This window comes from Nocardia sp. NPDC004068 (assembly GCF_042874315.1).
Taxonomy (GTDB): domain Bacteria; phylum Actinomycetota; class Actinomycetes; order Mycobacteriales; family Mycobacteriaceae; genus Nocardia.
Map to the genome: position 1 here is coordinate 328,729 of NZ_JBIAMW010000005.1, position 16,743 is coordinate 345,471.

Annotated in this window: 15 protein-coding genes; 7 read left to right on the forward strand and 8 right to left on the reverse strand. The window is 70.3% G+C overall.

Features of this window, described 5'->3' with window-relative positions; all coding sequences use genetic code 11:
- Nucleotides 1-999, forward strand: coding sequence for a zinc-binding alcohol dehydrogenase family protein (locus tag ACFYTQ_RS15045; RefSeq protein ID WP_387361308.1), 999 nt, complete (start codon nt 1-3; stop codon nt 997-999).
- Nucleotides 1,000-1,113: 114 nt separating this feature from the next.
- Nucleotides 1,114-2,178, forward strand: coding sequence for an expansin EXLX1 family cellulose-binding protein (locus ACFYTQ_RS15050; protein WP_387360857.1), 1,065 nt, complete (start codon nt 1,114-1,116; stop codon nt 2,176-2,178).
- Nucleotides 2,179-2,348: 170 nt separating this feature from the next.
- Here the strand turns inward: ACFYTQ_RS15050 and ACFYTQ_RS15055 are convergent, their stop codons facing one another.
- Nucleotides 2,349-3,749: a wax ester/triacylglycerol synthase family O-acyltransferase gene (locus ACFYTQ_RS15055; RefSeq protein WP_387360859.1), complete on the reverse strand. Its 1,401-nt coding sequence runs from the start codon at nt 3,747-3,749 to the stop codon at nt 2,349-2,351.
- Between the two features lie 265 nt (nt 3,750-4,014).
- Between ACFYTQ_RS15055 and ACFYTQ_RS15060 the strand changes: the two genes are divergently transcribed.
- Complete coding sequence (locus tag ACFYTQ_RS15060) at nt 4,015-4,668, forward strand: cutinase family protein (protein WP_387360861.1); 654 nt, start codon at nt 4,015-4,017, stop codon at nt 4,666-4,668.
- A 1-nt stretch (nt 4,669) separates the two neighbouring features.
- On the opposite strand, the gene ACFYTQ_RS15065 is transcribed toward ACFYTQ_RS15060, so the two are convergent.
- From ACFYTQ_RS15065 to ACFYTQ_RS15080, 4 genes are all read right to left on the reverse strand, one after another.
- A complete protein-coding gene (locus ACFYTQ_RS15065) occupies nt 4,670-6,352 on the reverse strand; it encodes a bifunctional metallophosphatase/5'-nucleotidase (protein WP_387360863.1) in 1,683 nt (560 codons plus the stop codon).
- A 60-nt stretch (nt 6,353-6,412) separates the two neighbouring features.
- Nucleotides 6,413-7,111, reverse strand: a complete 699-nt coding sequence (locus tag ACFYTQ_RS15070; RefSeq protein ID WP_387360865.1) for a polysaccharide deacetylase family protein — start codon at nt 7,109-7,111, stop codon at nt 6,413-6,415.
- A gap of 67 nt (nt 7,112-7,178) precedes the next feature.
- On the reverse strand, nt 7,179-8,894 hold the full coding sequence (locus ACFYTQ_RS15075) for an SDR family NAD(P)-dependent oxidoreductase (RefSeq protein ID WP_387360867.1): 1,716 nt from the start codon (nt 8,892-8,894) through the stop codon (nt 7,179-7,181).
- Between the two features lie 306 nt (nt 8,895-9,200).
- Entirely contained in the window at nt 9,201-9,881 is a 681-nt protein-coding gene (locus ACFYTQ_RS15080) for a heme oxygenase (biliverdin-producing) (protein ID WP_387360869.1), read from the reverse strand.
- 151 nt (nt 9,882-10,032) lie between these two features.
- Between ACFYTQ_RS15080 and ACFYTQ_RS15085 the strand changes: the two genes are divergently transcribed.
- The 3 genes from ACFYTQ_RS15085 (at nt 10,033) to ACFYTQ_RS15095 (ending at nt 12,978) form a co-directional block, all read left to right on the forward strand.
- Nucleotides 10,033-10,560 (forward strand): PadR family transcriptional regulator, encoded by a 528-nt coding sequence (locus tag ACFYTQ_RS15085; protein WP_387360871.1) that lies wholly within the window; start codon nt 10,033-10,035, stop codon nt 10,558-10,560.
- Nucleotides 10,560-11,954, forward strand: coding sequence for an MFS transporter (locus ACFYTQ_RS15090; RefSeq protein WP_387360873.1), 1,395 nt, complete (start codon nt 10,560-10,562; stop codon nt 11,952-11,954). The genes ACFYTQ_RS15085 and ACFYTQ_RS15090 overlap by 1 nt, the downstream gene beginning before the upstream one ends.
- Nucleotides 11,955-12,090: 136 nt before the next feature.
- Nucleotides 12,091-12,978: a helix-turn-helix domain-containing protein gene (locus ACFYTQ_RS15095; protein ID WP_387360875.1), complete on the forward strand. Its 888-nt coding sequence runs from the start codon at nt 12,091-12,093 to the stop codon at nt 12,976-12,978.
- Between the two features lie 254 nt (nt 12,979-13,232).
- Here ACFYTQ_RS15095 and ACFYTQ_RS15100 read toward each other — a convergent pair whose 3' ends face one another.
- Together ACFYTQ_RS15100 and ACFYTQ_RS15105 are read right to left on the reverse strand one after the other, a co-directional pair.
- Nucleotides 13,233-14,024, reverse strand: coding sequence for an SAM-dependent methyltransferase (locus ACFYTQ_RS15100; RefSeq protein WP_387360877.1), 792 nt, complete (start codon nt 14,022-14,024; stop codon nt 13,233-13,235).
- 66 nt (nt 14,025-14,090) lie between these two features.
- Nucleotides 14,091-15,014: a LysR family transcriptional regulator gene (locus ACFYTQ_RS15105; protein WP_387360879.1), complete on the reverse strand. Its 924-nt coding sequence runs from the start codon at nt 15,012-15,014 to the stop codon at nt 14,091-14,093.
- Between the two features lie 71 nt (nt 15,015-15,085).
- Here ACFYTQ_RS15105 and ACFYTQ_RS15110 point away from each other — a divergent pair, with 71 nt between their 5' ends.
- Nucleotides 15,086-15,502 (forward strand): nuclear transport factor 2 family protein, encoded by a 417-nt coding sequence (locus ACFYTQ_RS15110; protein WP_387360881.1) that lies wholly within the window; start codon nt 15,086-15,088, stop codon nt 15,500-15,502.
- A 44-nt stretch (nt 15,503-15,546) separates the two neighbouring features.
- Here the strand turns inward: ACFYTQ_RS15110 and ACFYTQ_RS15115 are convergent, their stop codons facing one another.
- Complete coding sequence (locus ACFYTQ_RS15115) at nt 15,547-16,740, reverse strand: glycosyltransferase (protein WP_387360883.1); 1,194 nt, start codon at nt 16,738-16,740, stop codon at nt 15,547-15,549.
- Nucleotides 16,741-16,743 lie beyond the last annotated feature (3 nt).

Consider the following 16,743-nt stretch of genomic DNA (forward strand, 5'->3'; position numbering starts at 1 on the left):
ATGGGGGCGTGGCGGGTGGTGCGGCCGGGGGCGATCGATGGCGGGCCGATGGAGTGGGGGCGGGTCGGGGTGCCCGAGGTGGGCGTGGGCGAGGTGGGTGTTCGGGTACTGGCGTGCGGGGTGTGCCGGACGGATCTGCATGTGGCGGAAGGGGATTTGGCCGTGCATCGGCGGGGGGTGGTCCCGGGGCACGAGGTGGTGGGGGAGGTCGTCGCGGTGGGGGCCGGGGTGGGCGAATTCGCGGTCGGGGACCGGGTGGGGATCGCGTGGTTGCGGCATACGTGTGGGGTGTGCAAGTTCTGCCTGCGCGGGGCGGAGAATCTGTGTCCGGAGTCGCGGTACACCGGGTGGGACGCCGACGGTGGCTATGCCGAATTCGCCACGGTGCCAGCGGATTACGCGCATCCGCTGCCCGGCGGGTACACCGATGCCGAACTCGCGCCGCTGCTGTGCGCCGGGATCATCGGATACCGGGCGCTGCGGCGGGCCGCGCTTCCGGCGGGCGGCCGGTTGGGGATCTACGGATTCGGCGGCAGCGCGCATCTGGCGGCGCAGGTGGCATTGGCGGAGGGCGCGGAAGTCCATGTGATGACCCGGGATCCGGCCGCCCGGGAGCTGGCGCTCGCGCTGGGGGCGGCGTCGGCGCAGGGCGCGGCCGACCCGCCGCCGGTCGAACTGGACGCGGCCATCCTGTTCGCGCCGGTCGGTGATCTCGTACTCCCCGCCGCGGCGGCGCTGGATCGCGGCGGGGTGCTCTCGATCGCGGGCATCCATCTCAGCGATATCCCGCCGCTGCACTATCAGCGGCACCTGTTCCAGGAACGCGAGATCCGCTCCGTCACCGCCAATACCCGCCGGGATGCCCGCGAATTCCTGGCGTTCGCCGCCGAGCACCGCCTCGAGGTCACCGTCCACCCGTACGCCCTGGACACGGCCGACCGCGCCCTGTCCGACCTCGCCCACGGAAGGTTTGCCGGAGCCGCGGTCCTCGTCCCCTGACACGCCGCGGACACGCCGAGTTTCGCTCGCCGAGTTCGGAATTCGCCTCCACTTCGCCCCGCTCTGCTGCTTTGCTGGGAGAAACGCGAAGTGAGGTGACCGGAGGCCGGTGACATGCATCGGGTAACGCAACAGCAACACGTCCGCGCCGCCTGGCCGTGGACCCTGGGCGCCCTCGTCCTGGCAGCCGTCATCGTCGTCGTCCTCTGGGTTGTCCATCCCCGGTCACCCGCATGTCCTCCCGCACCCACCGCTGCCGGAGACCGGGCCGGCACCGTCGCCGACGCCCGGGCCGGGCGATCGGCATCGACCGCCGTCGGGCCCGGCCCCTCCGCCTCGATCGCATCCGCCTCGGAACCGAACGGCTCGCCCGCGGCCGATCGCCCCGCCCCCATCGCGACCGCCGCACCCCCTTCGGTGTCCGCGGCGCCCGCCTCCGGCACGACCGCGGCGCCCAATGCGCCCGCGCCGCAACCACTTCCGCTGGTCGAGCGTCGGGACCCGCCGCGCGAGGGACAGGCCCGGTACTACACCTTCGATCGGAACGTCGCGTGCTCGTTCCCCGACCTGCCGATGGACGGCTACTACGTCGGCGTGCCGAGCGACGAATACGCGGGCGGCGCGGCGTGCGGGGAGTACCTCGACATCGAGGGGCCGCTGGGGTCCGTGCGGGCCGTCGTCGTGGACCGCTGCCCCGGCTGTGCGCCGGGACGGTACGACTTGAGTACGGCCGCGTTCACGCGCGTCGCCGATCAGGGCGACGGCGTGGCCCCGATCCGGGTGAGTCGCGTGCACGATCCCGTACCGCCCCCGGAGCTGACCTATCGCGTCCAGAACGGATCCTCCGGCGCCTGGCTCGCCCTCGTCTTCGCCGACACCGGAAATCCCTTGAGCCACGTGGAGATCCGCCCGCACGCGAGCGGTCCCGACCGCAGCCTCACCCGCGGCCCCGACAACTCCTGGGCCGTCTCCGGTGCGGGCCCCGGCCCGTTCACCGCCCTGATCACCGACACCGAGGGCCACCAACTCCGAATCCCGGACATCGTGATCACCCCCGGCCCGACCCAGCGCACCGGCCTGCGCCTCTACGACCCGACCCCGCCACCACCGCCCACCTCACCGACGACCTCCCCGCCACCGGTCCCCGCGCCGACCTCGGCCCTCGCTTCGTGCCCGTGAGGGGCCTGGGCCCTCGCCTCGTGCCCGTGAGGCGACCTCGGCCCACGCCTCGTGCCCGTGATGCGACCTCGAGCCTCGCTTCATGCTCCGGGAGGCGATCCGATTCTCGTGCCGGGACAGTGCCTTGAGCGCCGGATCAATCAGCTTGCGGCAGTGGGCAATACGCCAACTCACCCGCGTTCCCTCGCCGCGGACAGCAACGCCCGCATCGAATCGTGCACCGCGTCCGCCATCGCTTCCACATCCGGCACCGACTCCCGGCATGCGATGAACCCGAAGTCCAGGTTCCCGCCGACCGACAGCACCGTGATGTTCAGCCCGGCCCCGTGGAACACCGGCCCGAACGGGTACATCGAATCGACCCGGTAGCCAAGGAAGTACAACGGCGCGCGCGGGCCGGGGACGTTGGAGATCACGAGATTGTGCACCACCGGGTGCTTCTCGGCGAGTTTGAACGACGAATACGCGCGCGCCGCGAGCTGAAAGGTGTTGGGTGGGGCGTACTTCGCCCAATCCTGGAGGAAGTCCGCGCCGATCAGATCGTGTTCCCGCTTGGCCCCGGCATTGGCCTCCGCGATGAGCCGCAGCCGCTCCACCGGATCGGCGACATCGGTGTAGAGGCGGCAGAACAGTGTCGACACCTTGTTCGCGCCGCGCTCGTGCCGGGTGGTCTCGTGCGTCGACACCGGGACCGAGGCGAACAGCGAACTGTCGGGCAACTCGTCGTGCGCCGCGAGATAGTCGCGCAACGCCCCCGCGACCACCGCGAGCACCACATCGTTGACCGTCACCCCGAACGCCGCCTTGATCTCCTTCACATCCCCCAGCGACGAGTTGGTGAACGCCACCGAACGATGCGGGCTGATCGTGCGATTGAACCGGGTGCGGGGCGCGGTGAAGGGAACGGCCATGCCCTTCATCGCGTTTCGCCGCCGCTGCCAGAATCCGTTGACCATACCCAGTGTCTTGGGCAGCATGCCGACCGCGCCCAGTTTCGTCGGGAACCGCAGCAGCCCCTCGGCGGCCAAGCGCAGATCGTCGGGCGCGCGTTCGGCCACCCGGTCACCCGGTTCGGGATCGGGGTAGCGCACGCCCGGCTCGAGGTCGCACAGATGCAACAGGATCTGGGTGCCGGTGACCCCGTCCACCGCGGCGTGGTGATACTTCGTGATCACGGCGACCTTGCCGCCGTCGAGTCCCTCGATCGCCCACAACTGCCACAACGGTTTCGTCCGATCCAGCGGCCGCCCGGCGATATCGCCGACCAGCTCGGCCAGTTCGCGCCGGCCGCCCGGCGCGGGCAGCCCGGCCCGGCGCACGTGATAGTCCAGATCGAAGTGCGCGTCCTCGATCCAGACCGGATGGTCCAGATCGAACGGCACCCGATGGATGTGGCGGCGCATCGCCGGAATCAGATGCAGCCGCCGCCCGAGTTCGGCCTTCAGCGCGGCGAATTCGTAGCTGGCACCGTCCGCGACCGGATCGAGAACGATCAGCGCGCAGATGTGCAGCAGCTGGGTATCGGTCTCCAGGTACAGAAAACTGGCGTCCAGTCCGGTCATGCGTTCCATGTCTACAGCCTATGAGAACTTGTTTCATTTCTGGGGCGAATCGGCGGGCCTGTCGGCCCGCATCCTTCCGGAGATTCCCACGAAGACGCTGGTGAAACGTTACTTCCGCGCGGATACGGTTGCGCCGCAATTGGGTATCTCTCCCTCGATCGTGTTGCCGCCGCCGGGGCCTCGGCTTACCTTGGGCCACATCGGGTCCGGATAATAGTCTCTGACAACAGTCACACTCCGGACCTGCTCACAACGGCGTGAGAAGGTGGGAACAATGGCGGACCGGAAGGTGTCGCGGCGTCGAAAGATCTCTGTCGCTTGGGTTTTGGGCGCCGCCCTGCTGATACCGGGAGTGCTCGCTCCCGCCCCGCCCGCACGGGCACAGTGGTGTGCCGACGTGGATGTGGTGGTGGCGCGCGGGACGGGCGAAACCGGTTATCTCGGCGGCGAGGTGGGCGATCCGCTCTACGGCGTGTTGCGAGATCGGTTGCCCGCGAGCACGAGCGCGTACCGGGTGGAGTATCCGGCCGATCTGGCCGACCCCCGCTCGGTCGGAGCCGGGAGCGCGGATCTCGTCGCGCACCTCGCGAACCAGGCGGCGCGATGCCGCGGGCAGCGGTTCGTCGTGGTCGGGTACTCCCAGGGCGCGGCGGTGGTGCACACCGCGCTGGGCACCGGGCCGACCCTCGCCGTTCCCGGCGGCGTCCGGCTCGGCGACGATCTCGGCGGGCGGATCGTGGCGGTGCTGTTGTTCGGCGACCCGATGCGGCTGATCGGCTGGAATCCCCCCGACGCCTACCTGTGGCGCACCGGAAACTATTGCACCGCGGGCGATCCCGTGTGCGCGGGCGGGCTGAACCCGGCCGCGCACGTGGCCTACGGCGCCGACTTCGCGGCCGCGGCGAATTTCGCCGCCGACCGGTTGTGAGTCAGCGGCGTTCGATGCGGGCCGCCGGCGGCTCGACCGTTCCCCGATCGCGCAGATACGCCTCCAGGGCGTCGAGGTCCGTCGGGCCGACCGCGGCCGGGGTGCCCTGGGTGAAGACGGTGAACCCGTCGCCGCCCGCGGCCAGGAAGTTGTTGGTCGAAACCGTGTACATCGCAACGGGATTCAACGGCTGGCCGCCGATGCGGACGGTGTCGGGGAGAACCTTGCGGCCCTTGGGTGCGGCGTCGTCGTAGCTGTAGCCGATGCCCGCGACCGACAGCACGCCGGGTTTGCTGGGGTTGTCCCACTGCTGTTCGAGCAGAGCGAGGATCTGCTGCCCGGTCAGGCGCACCCCCACCACCTGATTGCCGAACGGCTGCACGGTGTAGGCCTGTTCGTACGTGATCGGGCCGCCGCTCAGATCCGCGCGCACGCCACCGGGATTCATGAACGCCGCGACCGCCTGCTGCGGTGCGAGCGCGGCGAGCATGGAATCGGCGATCACGTCGCCCAGCGGCGAATCCCCGCCGGGTGTGGGCTCGTTGGGCAGCGGGGCGGTGGCGGTGCCGATGACCCGTTTGCCGCGCGGCTCGGCCTGTCCGGCGAAGAAGTCGACCAGCTGGGTGGCCTGGGGTTCGGGCGCGACGTCGCGGGTGACGACCCGGTTGACGGCCTTGGCGTCGACCGTGCCCTCGTGGAAGCGCAGGGTGATGTCGCTGATGAGGCGGCCGTAGGAGGCGGCCTGGGTGACCACCTTGCCGTCGAGGACGCAGTTGTACGCCTGATGGGTGTGCCCGGTGACGAGGACCCGCACCGCCGGATCGGTGCGCTTGGCCATCTCGGCGGTGGCGGGCGTGATGTTGGCGCAGGCGTTGTAGTCGACGGGGCCCTGCACCTGTTGCGCGCCCCCGTCGTGCAGCAGCGCCACGATCGTCTCCGCGCCCGCGGCCCGCAGCGCCGGAACCGATTTGTTGATCGCGTCGATCTCGTCGCCGAACGTGTAGCCCCGAATGCCCTCGGGCATCACGATACTCGCGGTGGTGGAGGTGACCACGCCGACGACGCCGATCTTGTGTTTGCCCACGTCGAGCACCGTCCACGGGCGCAGTCCGGGCGGGAGCTGCCCGTTTGCGTCGGTGACATTGGCGGCGAGGTACGGGAACTTCGCTCCCGTGAACGGCTGCCCCGGCGAGCAGCCGTCGAGCGCGCAACCGCCGTTCTGCAGGCGCGTCAATTCCTGGACGCCGTGGTCGAATTCGTGGTTGCCCACCGCGGAGGCGGCCAGCCCGATCGAGTTGAGGTACTCGATGGTCGGCTCGTCGTGGAACAGCGCCGAGATCAACGGACTCGCACTGATGTTGTCCCCCGCCGACACGACCGCGCTGGCCGGGTACCGCTGCTTCAGCCGAGCGAGATTCGCGGCGAGATACCCGGCCCCGCCCGCGGCGTAGGTGGCGACGTGTCCGTTGGTCCCCGCGGGCGGTTGCAGATTGCCGTGCAGGTCGTTGATGGCGAACAGGTGCACCTCGTCCGGCACCGCGTCGGGCAGGTTGTCGGTGCCGACCAGTGCGATGGGATTCGCCTTGGGCGGGTTCGCGGGTGTGTCCGCGCCACCGCACCCCGCCACCAACCCCAGCACCGACAATCCCGCGCAGAGCGCGAGCAGACGACGACGAGCACGCATGATCTCGACTGTGGCAGATCGGGTTGGCGCGCGCACGGCCGCCGGGTGAATTCCGGTGGGTCAGTGCCGCAGCAGTTCCGACACGGTGACGAACCGATACCCGCGCTGGCGGAGTTCGCCGACGATGCGCGGGACGGCGGCGAGGGACGCGGGCTGATACATGGCGTGCAGCAGGATGATCGAGCCCGGCCGCGTCCGGGCCAGGGTGTCGGCGACGATCCGATCGGTGTCCGCCCCGCCCGCCGAGTCGGGTTCGACGTCCCACATGACGGTCGTGCGGTGATGATCGGCGAGATACGAGGGCAGTCCGATCAGCTTCTTGCCGTAGGGCGGCCGGAACGTGACCGGCCCCCGGTATCCCGTGCGCGCGATGGCCGCGTCGGCGCGTTCGACCTCCGCCCGTACGGTCCCCGCGCTCACGAATACCAGCCGCCGGTGACTGTAACTGTGATTCCCCAGCTCATGCCCCGCGTCGGCAATGGCCTTCCCGTATTCGGCGTGCGCGTCGAGATCACGGCCGACGAGGTAGAACGTGGCCGGGACCTGTTGCGCGGCAAGGATGCTCAGGAGCTCCGGTGTCCGGTCGGTGGGTCCGTCGTCGAACGTCAGGGCCACTACGTTCTCCGTGGTCTCGACGTGCCGGACGAGCACCCCGCGAAATTGGAAGCTCCGCGAGTTCATCACCGCGTACAGCCCGACGCAGGTGACGATCACGACGACGAGCGCGCCGGTTCCGATGAGAAGAGCCTTGCGGTTCATTCGCCGCAAAGTAGCAGTCGATGCAAAGTTGCGGAAGGTGCCGAACGGTAGGGGTTTCGGAGCTCGCCTACCGGTGCAGGGCCGGAATGCGGTTCGCGAATCGGGCGGTGGGGAGGCTCAGCAGGCGGGTTCCGTGGTGGAGGATCGCCGTTTTCATCGACGGGAGCAGGGTGTCGAGGAACTGGGTGAGGGGGGTGGGGCGGTCGGTGAGGGCGTGCAGGACGAGGTCGGCGGACTGGGTGGGGGTGTGGGTCGGGGGGAGGTGGGCCGGGGTGAGTGTTATTCCGGCGGGGGCGTTTTCGGTGGCGATCTCGGTGAGCGCGTCCTCGGCGGAATTGCTGGCGGCGGAGTGGGGGAGCGGGGAGAGGGTGACGATGTGGCCGAAGCGGCGGTCGCGCATGGATGGCAGCAGGGCCAGGATCAGGCGGGTCGCGTCGGAATCGGCTGTGCCGTCGGCGGATTCGCTGACTGCGCGTCCGCTCTCGGCGACGATGTAGTCGACGTGGTCGTGGTCGGCCAAGACGTGTTTGGCGAGGAGTTGGACGGCCTTCTCGTCGGTGAGGTCGCACTGGTACGCCTGGGCGGCAGCGCCTTCCGCACGCAGGGCGGCGGTGGCGGATTCCAGCTCGTCGGTGCCGGGGGCCACCATGAGGACGGTCGCGCCGCGGCGGGCGACCGCGTGGGCGATGGCCGAGCCGGTGTCGGAGGAGGCGTTCGCGACGAGGACGACGCGCCCGCGCAACCGGTCGGCGCCGCGGCGGTCGCGGTCGGGATCGAGGTGGGCGCTCCAGTACCGCCACAGGGGTACGGCGTAGTCGCGGAACTCGGGGACGGTCAGGCCGCTGCCGCGCAGTTGGGCGCGGGTGGAGTCGTCGATGAACTCCGAGTCGAAGGTGACGTCGGCGGCCTCGGGCGGAATTCCCCACTGCCGCAACAGGGTATCGCGCATCTGCCGGACGATCGGCAGCCGGCCGAGCGCGCCGAGCGCGGCGTGGCTGCCGGGAATTGCGCCGATGCCCGCGGGCGCCCCGGCCGCGCGGGCGAGGGCGGCGTAGATCTCGGCGAACGGCTGCGGGCGCGGGTTCACGAGATGGAAAGTGCGGTGGTTGAGGCCCGGCCGCCGGACGAGTTCGACCAGGGCGGCGGCGACGTAGTCGACCGGGACGATATTGGTCGCGCCCAGATCCGGCAGCAGCAGCGGCAATTCCGACGGCAGTTCGGCGAGGCGGGCGACGGCCGGGAAGAAGTGGTAGGGCCCGTCGATCCGGTCCGTCTCGCCGGTGCGCGAATCGCCGACGACGATCGCCGTGCGGTAGATGCGCCAGCGCAGCCCCGGGGACTCGCGCACCAACTTCTCGGCGGCGAAGTGGGCGCGCTGGGACGGGGTGGCGAGGTGCTGGCCGAGGTCGAAATCGTCCTCGAAGAACCTGCCGCGATGGTCACCGGCCACGGCCACCGACGAGACGTGGTGCAGCATGGCCCCGAGCCGGGTGGCGAGCGCGATCACCGCCCGCACGCCCGCGACATCGACCGGGCCCAGCCGCAGGACGTGGTCGGCGGGCGGCGGATCGTCTTGCAGGCCGAGGTCTTCCGCGGTCGGATCGCCGAGGAGCGGGAAGACGCGGTCGGCGGCGCCCCAGCTCGCGGTGCGTTCGGCGAGATCGGCCGCGTCGCGTTCGCGCACCAGCACGTGCACGATCGCGTCCGGGTCACGGTCGAGCAGTCGCCGGATGACGCGCCGGTCGAGGGCGGCGGTGCCGCCGGTGACGAGATAGGAAACCATCGCCCCTCCTGGTATCGAACACTGTTGTCGCACAACAACACTGCTCGTCCGACATGCGTCGGTGGATGCGGACGTGGATGTAACGGCCCCCTGAGCGACGTCGGGCCGGAGGTAGGAACACCTTCGTGCCTAACTGATGAGTAACTTTAGCGGCGTACGCCGGATCCGCGCAACCTTCGGGCGCGCGCGGCGGTGTGGAACGTGTCACCACGTGAGGGGTGGCGAACAGTCTGTGTGACAAGCGGTTTGGGTAACTCGCGGTGTGCTCGGCTACCTTTCGGCGACCGTATTGGACGCTTGTTCGGCTCAGCCCCGGCGGCGCACCGCGAACTCGTCGCCGAGTTCGGCGAACATGGCGGTGTTGAGATCGAAGGCGCGGCGGCATTCGCCGAGCACACGCTGCTTCTCCAGATCGTCCACGGCGAGACGGTCGAGCAGCGAACGATATTCGCGCTTGAACGCGGCCGGGTTCGGGATGCGGTCGAAGACGTAGAACCGCACGCCGTCCCCGCGCTTGGGCAGCTGCCACAGCTTCTCGGCGGTGCCGCGGATGACCTGCCCGCCGGACAGATCGCCGAGATAGCGGGTGTAGTGATGGGCGACGTAGCCCGCGGGCCAGGTCCGCGCGCACTCCTCGATCCGGGCCGCGTAGGTCGCCGTGGACGGCAGCGGATCGATCTCCGCGCGCCAGTTCGCCCCGCCGAGATGCGCGAGATCCTCCTCCAGCCGCGCGAGCCGCGCGAGTTCGGGCCGCACGAACGGCCCCGCGACGGGATCGCCCGCGAGCGTCTCCCACCGCTCCTCCAGCGCCCGATACACATGCCACAACTGCCCCGTGTACCGATAGAACGCCTCCACCCCCAGCGCCCCGCCCAGCATGTCGCTCATGAACGACGAGTTCTCCGCCTCCGCGTGCTGCCGCTCGGTCTCGGTACGGATCTGTGTCGAAAACGGCACGCTCTCCGCCACCGCACTCTCCTCCGGCATCTCGAACTCCATCGCTTCGGGGGCACTCGAATATGGGTACCCTAACTACCTTTCGACCATAGCGGCTCCCTCCTGCCGCCGAATCAAACTTTCGGACGAGAACCACCCACGGCTACCATCGTCCACCGGAACCTAAGTTACACTGGACGACATGTCCTACGTGGAAGTTCTGATCCTTCGACACCTGATGCGTGGTCCCGCTCATGGGTACGAGTTGCGGAAGCATGTGGAGGAGGGGGCGGGGGTGGCGTTGAACAACAACGCGTTGTATCCGGCGTTGCGGCGGTTCGAGGAGGCGGGGGCGGTGACGAAGGTGTCCGAGCAGCAGGTGGGGCGGCCGGCTCGGCACGTGTACACGTTGACCGAGGTGGGGCGGGAGATGTTGCAGGACATGCTGACCGAGTTGCCCTCAGGGGCGGATGAGACGGAGTTCCTGACTCGGGTGGCGCAGTTCGCGATGTTGACGCCCGAGGAGCGGGCGGGGGTGCTCGCGGCGCGGGAGGGGGCGGTGCGGGCGCGGGCGGAGTTTCTGCGGGCGTTGCTGGGGCGGGCGACGGGGGAGACGTGGGGGATTCGGGTGAGCGAGGAGCTGATCCGGCGGTGTGAGGCGGAGTTGGCGTGGTTGCGGGAGCTGGGGGCGGCCGCGGTGCGGGAGCCGGTGCGGCCCGAGGGGGAATGATGTGCGGCACAACGTCTTTCGGGCAGACGCGGCTGGGTGCGGTGGTGCAGTACGCGTTGCTGGCGGGGCCGCTGTTGTCGATGCTGGACTCGAGCATCGTGAATGTGGCCGCGGCGCCGATCGCCGAAGGGCTGGGGGCGGGACTGGACGCGGTCGGGTGGACGGTCAGCGGCTATCTGCTCGCCCTGGGGGCGGGGTTGGCGGGGACCTCGTATCTGGCCCGGCGGTTCGGCACGCTGCCGGTGTATCGCGTTGCGCTGCTGGCGTTCACGCTCGCCTCGCTCGCCTGTGCCGCCGCGCCGGACATCGGTGTCCTCATCGCGGCGCGGGCGGTGCAGGGGCTGGCGGGCGCTCCGCTGGTGCCGTTGGCGATGAGCATGCTGCTCGGCGGGGGCGGGGCGACGAGGGCGATGTCCCCGGTCGCGGGGATCCTGTTGTTCCTGGGTCCGGCGTTGGGGCCGAGCGTCGGCGGGATGCTCGTGGTCGCGGCGGGCTGGCGGTCGGTGTTCCTGATCAATGTGCCGATCGCGGGACTGGCGGTGCTCGCCGCTCGGCGGATCCCGGGCGAACTCGCGCCCGGGCGCGCCCGGGACGTGCGATTCGATCCGGTCGGCATGGTCTTCCTCGCCGCGGGTTCGACGCTGATGCTCTACGGGACCGGTCGGGCCGGAACGTCGGGATGGCCTGCGCCGCAGACTGTTTCGTCCTTGTCGACCGGTCTGGTGCTGCTCGCCGCCTACGTCCGCTGGGCGCGGCGGCGGGCGCACCCGGCGGTGAGCCTGGACTCCGCGCGCACCCCGGGGTCGCTGCTGGCGCTGGGGCTGTGCGCGTCGGCGTCGGTCGCCACCTTCGCGGCGGTGTTCCTGCTGCCGGTGTTCCTCCAGACCGCGCAGGGGCGGTCGGTCGCGATGACCGGACTGGCCATGCTGCCCCAGGGTGTCGTCACCGGGCTCGGCACGATCGCGGGGCAGCGGGTGCTGACGCGATTCTCGGTGCGCGCCACGGTCGTCGGGGGGTTCGTCGTGCTCGCCGCGGCCAGCGCGGGGATGCTGATCATCGACGCGCGCACCCCGCTCGCGGTCACCGCGACGGTATTGGCCGCGCGTGCCGCGGCCGTCGGACTGGTCATCACGCCGTTGCTGGCGGGGTTGCTGGACCCGCTGCGCGATGATCAATTGGCCGACGCCAACACCCTTTTCACCATCTGTCAGCGCATCGGCGCGTCGCTCGGCGTCGCCGGGATCTCGGCCTGGTACGCGGCCACGGCCGCGACACGCGGACCGGTCGGCGCGTTACACGCCGTGGCGCTCGCTCTGCTGGTGCTCACCGCCCTCTCGGCGGCCCTGTCGACGGCGCTTCCGGGCACGCGCAACACCGCTGTTCTGGGGCGTTGACACGGGCAAGTTCCCAGCGATCCGGTTGCTGATGCGGTGATTCGGGTTCCCGAGCGATATCATGATGCGATGCGGTGGGGGTCGTAGCGGATTTCGGTGCGGCCCGTCGGTGCTCTTCCACAATCGGAGTGGCCTCATGGGCGGTGAACGGATCCGGATCGACGTCGTCGATTCCCATGTCGCGGAACGTGGTCCGACCGCTTTGCGGATCGCGATCGGCGGGCAACTGCGCAAGTTGCGCGAGGAGGCGGGCATCACGCGCGAGGCCGCCGGCTACCACATCCGCGGCTCGCACGCGAAGATCAGCCGACTCGAGCTGGGCCGCACCGGCTTCAAGGAACGCGACATTCGCGACCTGCTGAAGCTGTACGGCGTCGAGGACGACGAGCAGGTCGAGCTGTTCCTGGAACTGGTCCGCAAGGCGAACCAGCCCGGCTGGTGGCATCAGTACAACGACCTGCTGCCGTCCTGGTTCGAGACCTACCTCGGGCTCGAGGGCGCGGCCATGGCGATCAGAACCTTCGAGGGACAACTGATTCCGGGCCTGTTGCAGACCGAGGAGTACGCCCGCGCCATCGTCGCGCTCGGCCACGAGAACACCGAGGCGGCCCGGCGGGTCGAGCTGCGCCGCAAGCGGCAGCAGATCCTCGACGTGCCCGGCGGCCCGCAGCTGTGGGCCGTGGTCGACGAGGCCGTGCTGCACCGGCCCATCGGCGGGCCCAAGGTGCTGCGCGCCCAGATCGAACATCTGGTGGAGATGTCGCACCGCCGCAATGTGACCATCCAGGTGCTGCCCTACGCGGCGGGCGGCCATGCGGCGGCGGGCAGTTCGTTCACCATGCTGCGCTTCGCCGAACGCGAACTCCCCGACGTCGTGTACCTCGAACAGCTCACCAGCGCCCTGTACCTGGACCGCCACGACGACATCGAACTGTACCGCGAGGTCATGGACCGCCTCGCCGTCCAAGCCGAACGCCCGGAACGCTCCCGGGACATGATGATCGCGGCCGCTGCGGAGTTGTGAACCCTTCGGGTCCAGAGCCGAGGGCCGGGAGCGGGCCCAGAGCCAAGGGCCGCAATGGGTTCAGAACCATAGACTGAAACGGGTCCATAGCTCGAAGGCCGGGACGGCCCTGTGCCAGGGTCCACTGCCCGAGCCGAGGGGTCAGGACGTCCACAGCCGAATGGTGGGCGGGTTCAGAGCCAAGGGGCGGGAGTGGGCCCAGAGCCGAGAAGTGGGACCGGTTCGGGGTGAGGGTGATTGGGCCCAGGGGTGACCTAGGGCTTGCGGCAGAGGCCCGCCATGATGTTGAGGACGGTGGGTGGGAGGTCGCCGCCGAGCCAGTCCTGGACGGTGACGATGCCCGGGTCGAGGATGTCGAGGCCGTGGAGGAATTCGGCCACCTGGGTGGGGGAGCGGAAGACGAACTGGGCGGTGGTGCCGACGGTGTCCTTGAGGGTCTGGGTGACGAAATGCTCGTCGCTGTCGATGGATCCGTGGGTGAAGGCCAGGTAGCTACCGGGGGCCATGGCGTCGCGGAAGCAGGCCACGATCTCGCCGGGCCCCTCGTCGTCCATGATGAAATGCAGCAGGCCGACGAGCAGCACGGCGACCGGCCGCTGGAAATCGATACCCGCCTCGGTGCGCGCGCGGGCGAGGATGTCGCCGGGATCGCGGGCGTCGGCGAGGATCGGCGTGACGCCCGGAATGCCCGACAGCAGGGCGTTGGCGTGCGCGAACACCACCGGGTCGTAGTCGATGGACGCGACGAGCGCGGTGGGGTCGATCTTCTGCGCGACCTCGTGCACCGCGGGCGCGGTCGGGATGCCCGCGCCGATGTCGAGGAACTGCCGCACCCCCGCCTCGGCGGCGTCGCGCACGGCCTGCAACAGGAATTGGCGGCTGAACCACGCGAGCATCCGATTGTCCGGGGCGACCTCCAGCATCCGCTCGGCAACCATCCGGTCGATGTGGTAGTTGTCCTTGCCGCCCAGTAGATAGTCGTACACGCGGGCGGCGTTCGGCCGGGACGGATCGACGCCCTCCGGCACCCGCTTGTCGTCCGCCACCACGCCTCCTGGATCAATTCCCGAATCGTAGCAACTCGCCACCACCGTCGGGGGCGATGTCGGAATTCAGAAAGGCTTGCCCCGCAACGAACCTCGGATCTCCTCGGCGAGGCGGGCCGCGGCGTCACGCAGCGCCTCCGCGACGGGATGACGGGTGAGCGGGGAGCCGACGCGGTGCGCCAGCAGGGTGGGGCGGACCGCGTCCGGGTGATCGACGCGCACCACCGCGACCGTGCCGGGCAGCGCCGGAACCAGCAGGCCGGGCACGAGGGTGACGCCCAGGCCCGCGGCGACCAGGCCGAGTTTGGCGATCCAGTCGCGGGCCACGTACGCGACGACCGGCTCCCGGTCAGGATCCGGCCACGCGCCGAGCAGGGTGGTGGCGAGATCCGCGCTGCCGCTGATCCAGCGCTCCTCGCGCAGGCGAATCGGGGGCACGCTCACGGCTCCGGCCAGGGCGTGTCCCCGCGCCACGGCCAGATACAGCGAATCCGTGAGCAGCACAGTCGTTTCCACGCCTTGCGGTAGCTCCGGACGGCCGGAGACGACGGCCAGATCGAGACGCCCGCGTCCCAGCGCGGTCAGCAGGGCCGGGCTCGAGCCCTCGCGCAGTCGCACCCGATCCGCCGGGAATCTTTGCGCCGCAAGCGAAATCGCGCGCGGGACGAGCGCCGCGGTGGCGGTGGAGAACGCGCCCAGCCGCAGCCGCGCGGGGGCCTCCGCGCCGAGGTCGCGTAGTTCACCCTGCGCGGCGTCGAGACTGTCGAGCACCGATTCGGCGTGGCGGAGTACGACCCGACCGGCCTCGGTCGGCCGCACCCCGCGCGCCGAACGGGCGAAAAGCGCTCGACCCGCGGCCTGTTCCATGAGCGTGACCTGGCGGGAGACCGCCGACTGGGTGTAGCCCAGCCGCGCGGCGGCGCGCGAGAACGATCCGCTGCGCGCCGCCTCCCGCACCACGCGCAGCCCGGTCACCGTGAACTCACCCATGCGAAACACTGATACCAGCTGTGCGAGAGTCTCGCTGGTCGCACAGCTCACACGGCCCTAGATTTCGAGATGTGAGTACGAGTGAGAACAAGGCGTTGGTGACCGAGATCTTCCGGCAACTGGCACAGGGGAATACGCGTGCGCTCGGCCAGGCGCTGGCCGAGGACTGTCGCTGGGTGTTCCCCGGCGACTGGTCGTGGTCGGGCGTGTGGGAACCGAGATCGGCGGTCCTGGACGGGCTGCTGCGCCCGCTCATGGCGCAGTTCGCCGACGGGTACCGCAGCGCGGCGGACCTGATCGTGGCCGAGGGCGACCGGGTGGTGGTCCAGGCCCGCGGCTACGCCACCACCACACGCGGCGAGCCCTACCACCAGACCTACTGTTTCATCTTCCGCGTCGTCGACGGCCGCATCGCCGAAATCGTCGAGCACTGCGACACCGCCCTGGTGGAGCGGGTGCTCGACCGGCTCACCCCAGCGCCGCGGTGACCGTGGTGGCCATGCGGAGCGCTGGGGGCGGGTGCTCGACCGGCTCAGTCCAGCGCCTCGCTGACGATCGCGGCCATGCGGGTGCGGAAGGCGTTGGGGGAGAAGGATTCGGCGTGGGTGCGGACCGCGTGCGGGTTGTAGGCCGTGGGATCGAAATCGCGCATGGCGCGGGCGAATTCGGTGATCACGGTGGTGTCGTCGCCTACTTCGAGGAGTTGCCCGCTGATGCCGGGCCGGACGGTGTCGAGGGCGCCGCCCGCGCCGACGGCGAGCACCGGTGTGCCGCAGGCCATCGCCTCGACCGGGACTATGCCGAAATCCTCCACGCCGGGCATCAGCAGGGCGCGGCAGCGGCGGTACATGTCGAGCAGGACGTCGTCGGGGGCGGCGCCGAGGAAGGTGGTCTCCGGTCCCGCGACGGCCTCGAGTCGGTCGCGGAAACGCCCGTCGCCCAGCACCACCAGGCGCACGCCCGCTTCACGGGCGGCCAGCACGGCCAGATCCGGTCGCTTGTAGGGCACGAGACGCCCCGCGAACAGGAAGAAGTCCTCTCGCGGCACGGCCGGATCGGGCGCGAACCGGTCGATCCGCACCGGTGGGTACACGACTGTCGCCGCCGTGCCCCACCAGCGTTCGATCCGCTCGGCCACCGCCCTCGAATTGGCCACGGCCGCAGCGAGTTTCGGCGCGGCCCGCACCTCGCAGCGCCGGGCGAGGCCGCCGAGTGTCGCGAGGGCGAGCTGCCCGGCCCGGCCGCCCGCCTCCCGCGCCCGGAACGCCGGATCCCACGCCCACCGCGCCGGACTGTGCACGTACGCGATCACGGGCGCGTCGGTCGCCAGCGCCGCCTGGGTCGCGAACGCGTGATGACTGACCACCACCGCGTCCGCGTCGCGCACCGGCAGCCGCCGCAGCACCCCGGGCACGAATGGCAGCAACGGCGCGTGCGACCGTTCCCCGCTCAGCGCGTGCGCCCGGCTGAGCCAGGTGGTGAGAAACGTTGGGTCGTCGGGCTTCTCGTCGCCTCGCGTCCACGACCCCGAGCCGACGGGCGCGATCTCCCGTGCCGCCGAGTGGGCATCCGCGGCCGCCGCGCGGACCGCCGCCACACAGTCGGCGGTGGCGATCGGCGCGAAGACGCGCGATCCCGGCCAGATCTTCAGGAATTCGGCCACGACGGCCTCCGAGCCGCCGTACTCGGTGAACCGTTCGTGGACGACGGCGATGCGCGGGGCCACGGC

Bases quoted from the DNA above. Each gene is read 5' to 3' on its own strand.
- ACFYTQ_RS15060 (WP_387360861.1), top strand. From the start codon at position 4,015: ATGGCGGACCGGAAGGTGTCGCGGCGTCGAAAGATCTCTGTCGCTTGG.
- ACFYTQ_RS15085 (WP_387360871.1), top strand. From the start codon at position 10,033: ATGTCCTACGTGGAAGTTCTGATCCTTCGACACCTGATGCGTGGTCCC.
- ACFYTQ_RS15070 (WP_387360865.1), bottom strand. From the start codon at position 7,111: ATGAACCGCAAGGCTCTTCTCATCGGAACCGGCGCGCTCGTCGTCGTG.
- ACFYTQ_RS15105 (WP_387360879.1), bottom strand. From the start codon at position 15,014: ATGGGTGAGTTCACGGTGACCGGGCTGCGCGTGGTGCGGGAGGCGGCG.
- ACFYTQ_RS15080 (WP_387360869.1), bottom strand. From the start codon at position 9,881: ATGCCGGAGGAGAGTGCGGTGGCGGAGAGCGTGCCGTTTTCGACACAG.
- ACFYTQ_RS15095 (WP_387360875.1), top strand. From the start codon at position 12,091: ATGGGCGGTGAACGGATCCGGATCGACGTCGTCGATTCCCATGTCGCG.
- ACFYTQ_RS15075 (WP_387360867.1), bottom strand. From the start codon at position 8,894: ATGGTTTCCTATCTCGTCACCGGCGGCACCGCCGCCCTCGACCGGCGC.
- ACFYTQ_RS15090 (WP_387360873.1), top strand. From the start codon at position 10,560: ATGTGCGGCACAACGTCTTTCGGGCAGACGCGGCTGGGTGCGGTGGTG.
- ACFYTQ_RS15045 (WP_387361308.1), top strand. From the start codon at position 1: ATGGGGGCGTGGCGGGTGGTGCGGCCGGGGGCGATCGATGGCGGGCCG.
- ACFYTQ_RS15055 (WP_387360859.1), bottom strand. From the start codon at position 3,749: ATGGAACGCATGACCGGACTGGACGCCAGTTTTCTGTACCTGGAGACC.
- ACFYTQ_RS15050 (WP_387360857.1), top strand. From the start codon at position 1,114: ATGCATCGGGTAACGCAACAGCAACACGTCCGCGCCGCCTGGCCGTGG.
- ACFYTQ_RS15065 (WP_387360863.1), bottom strand. From the start codon at position 6,352: ATGCGTGCTCGTCGTCGTCTGCTCGCGCTCTGCGCGGGATTGTCGGTG.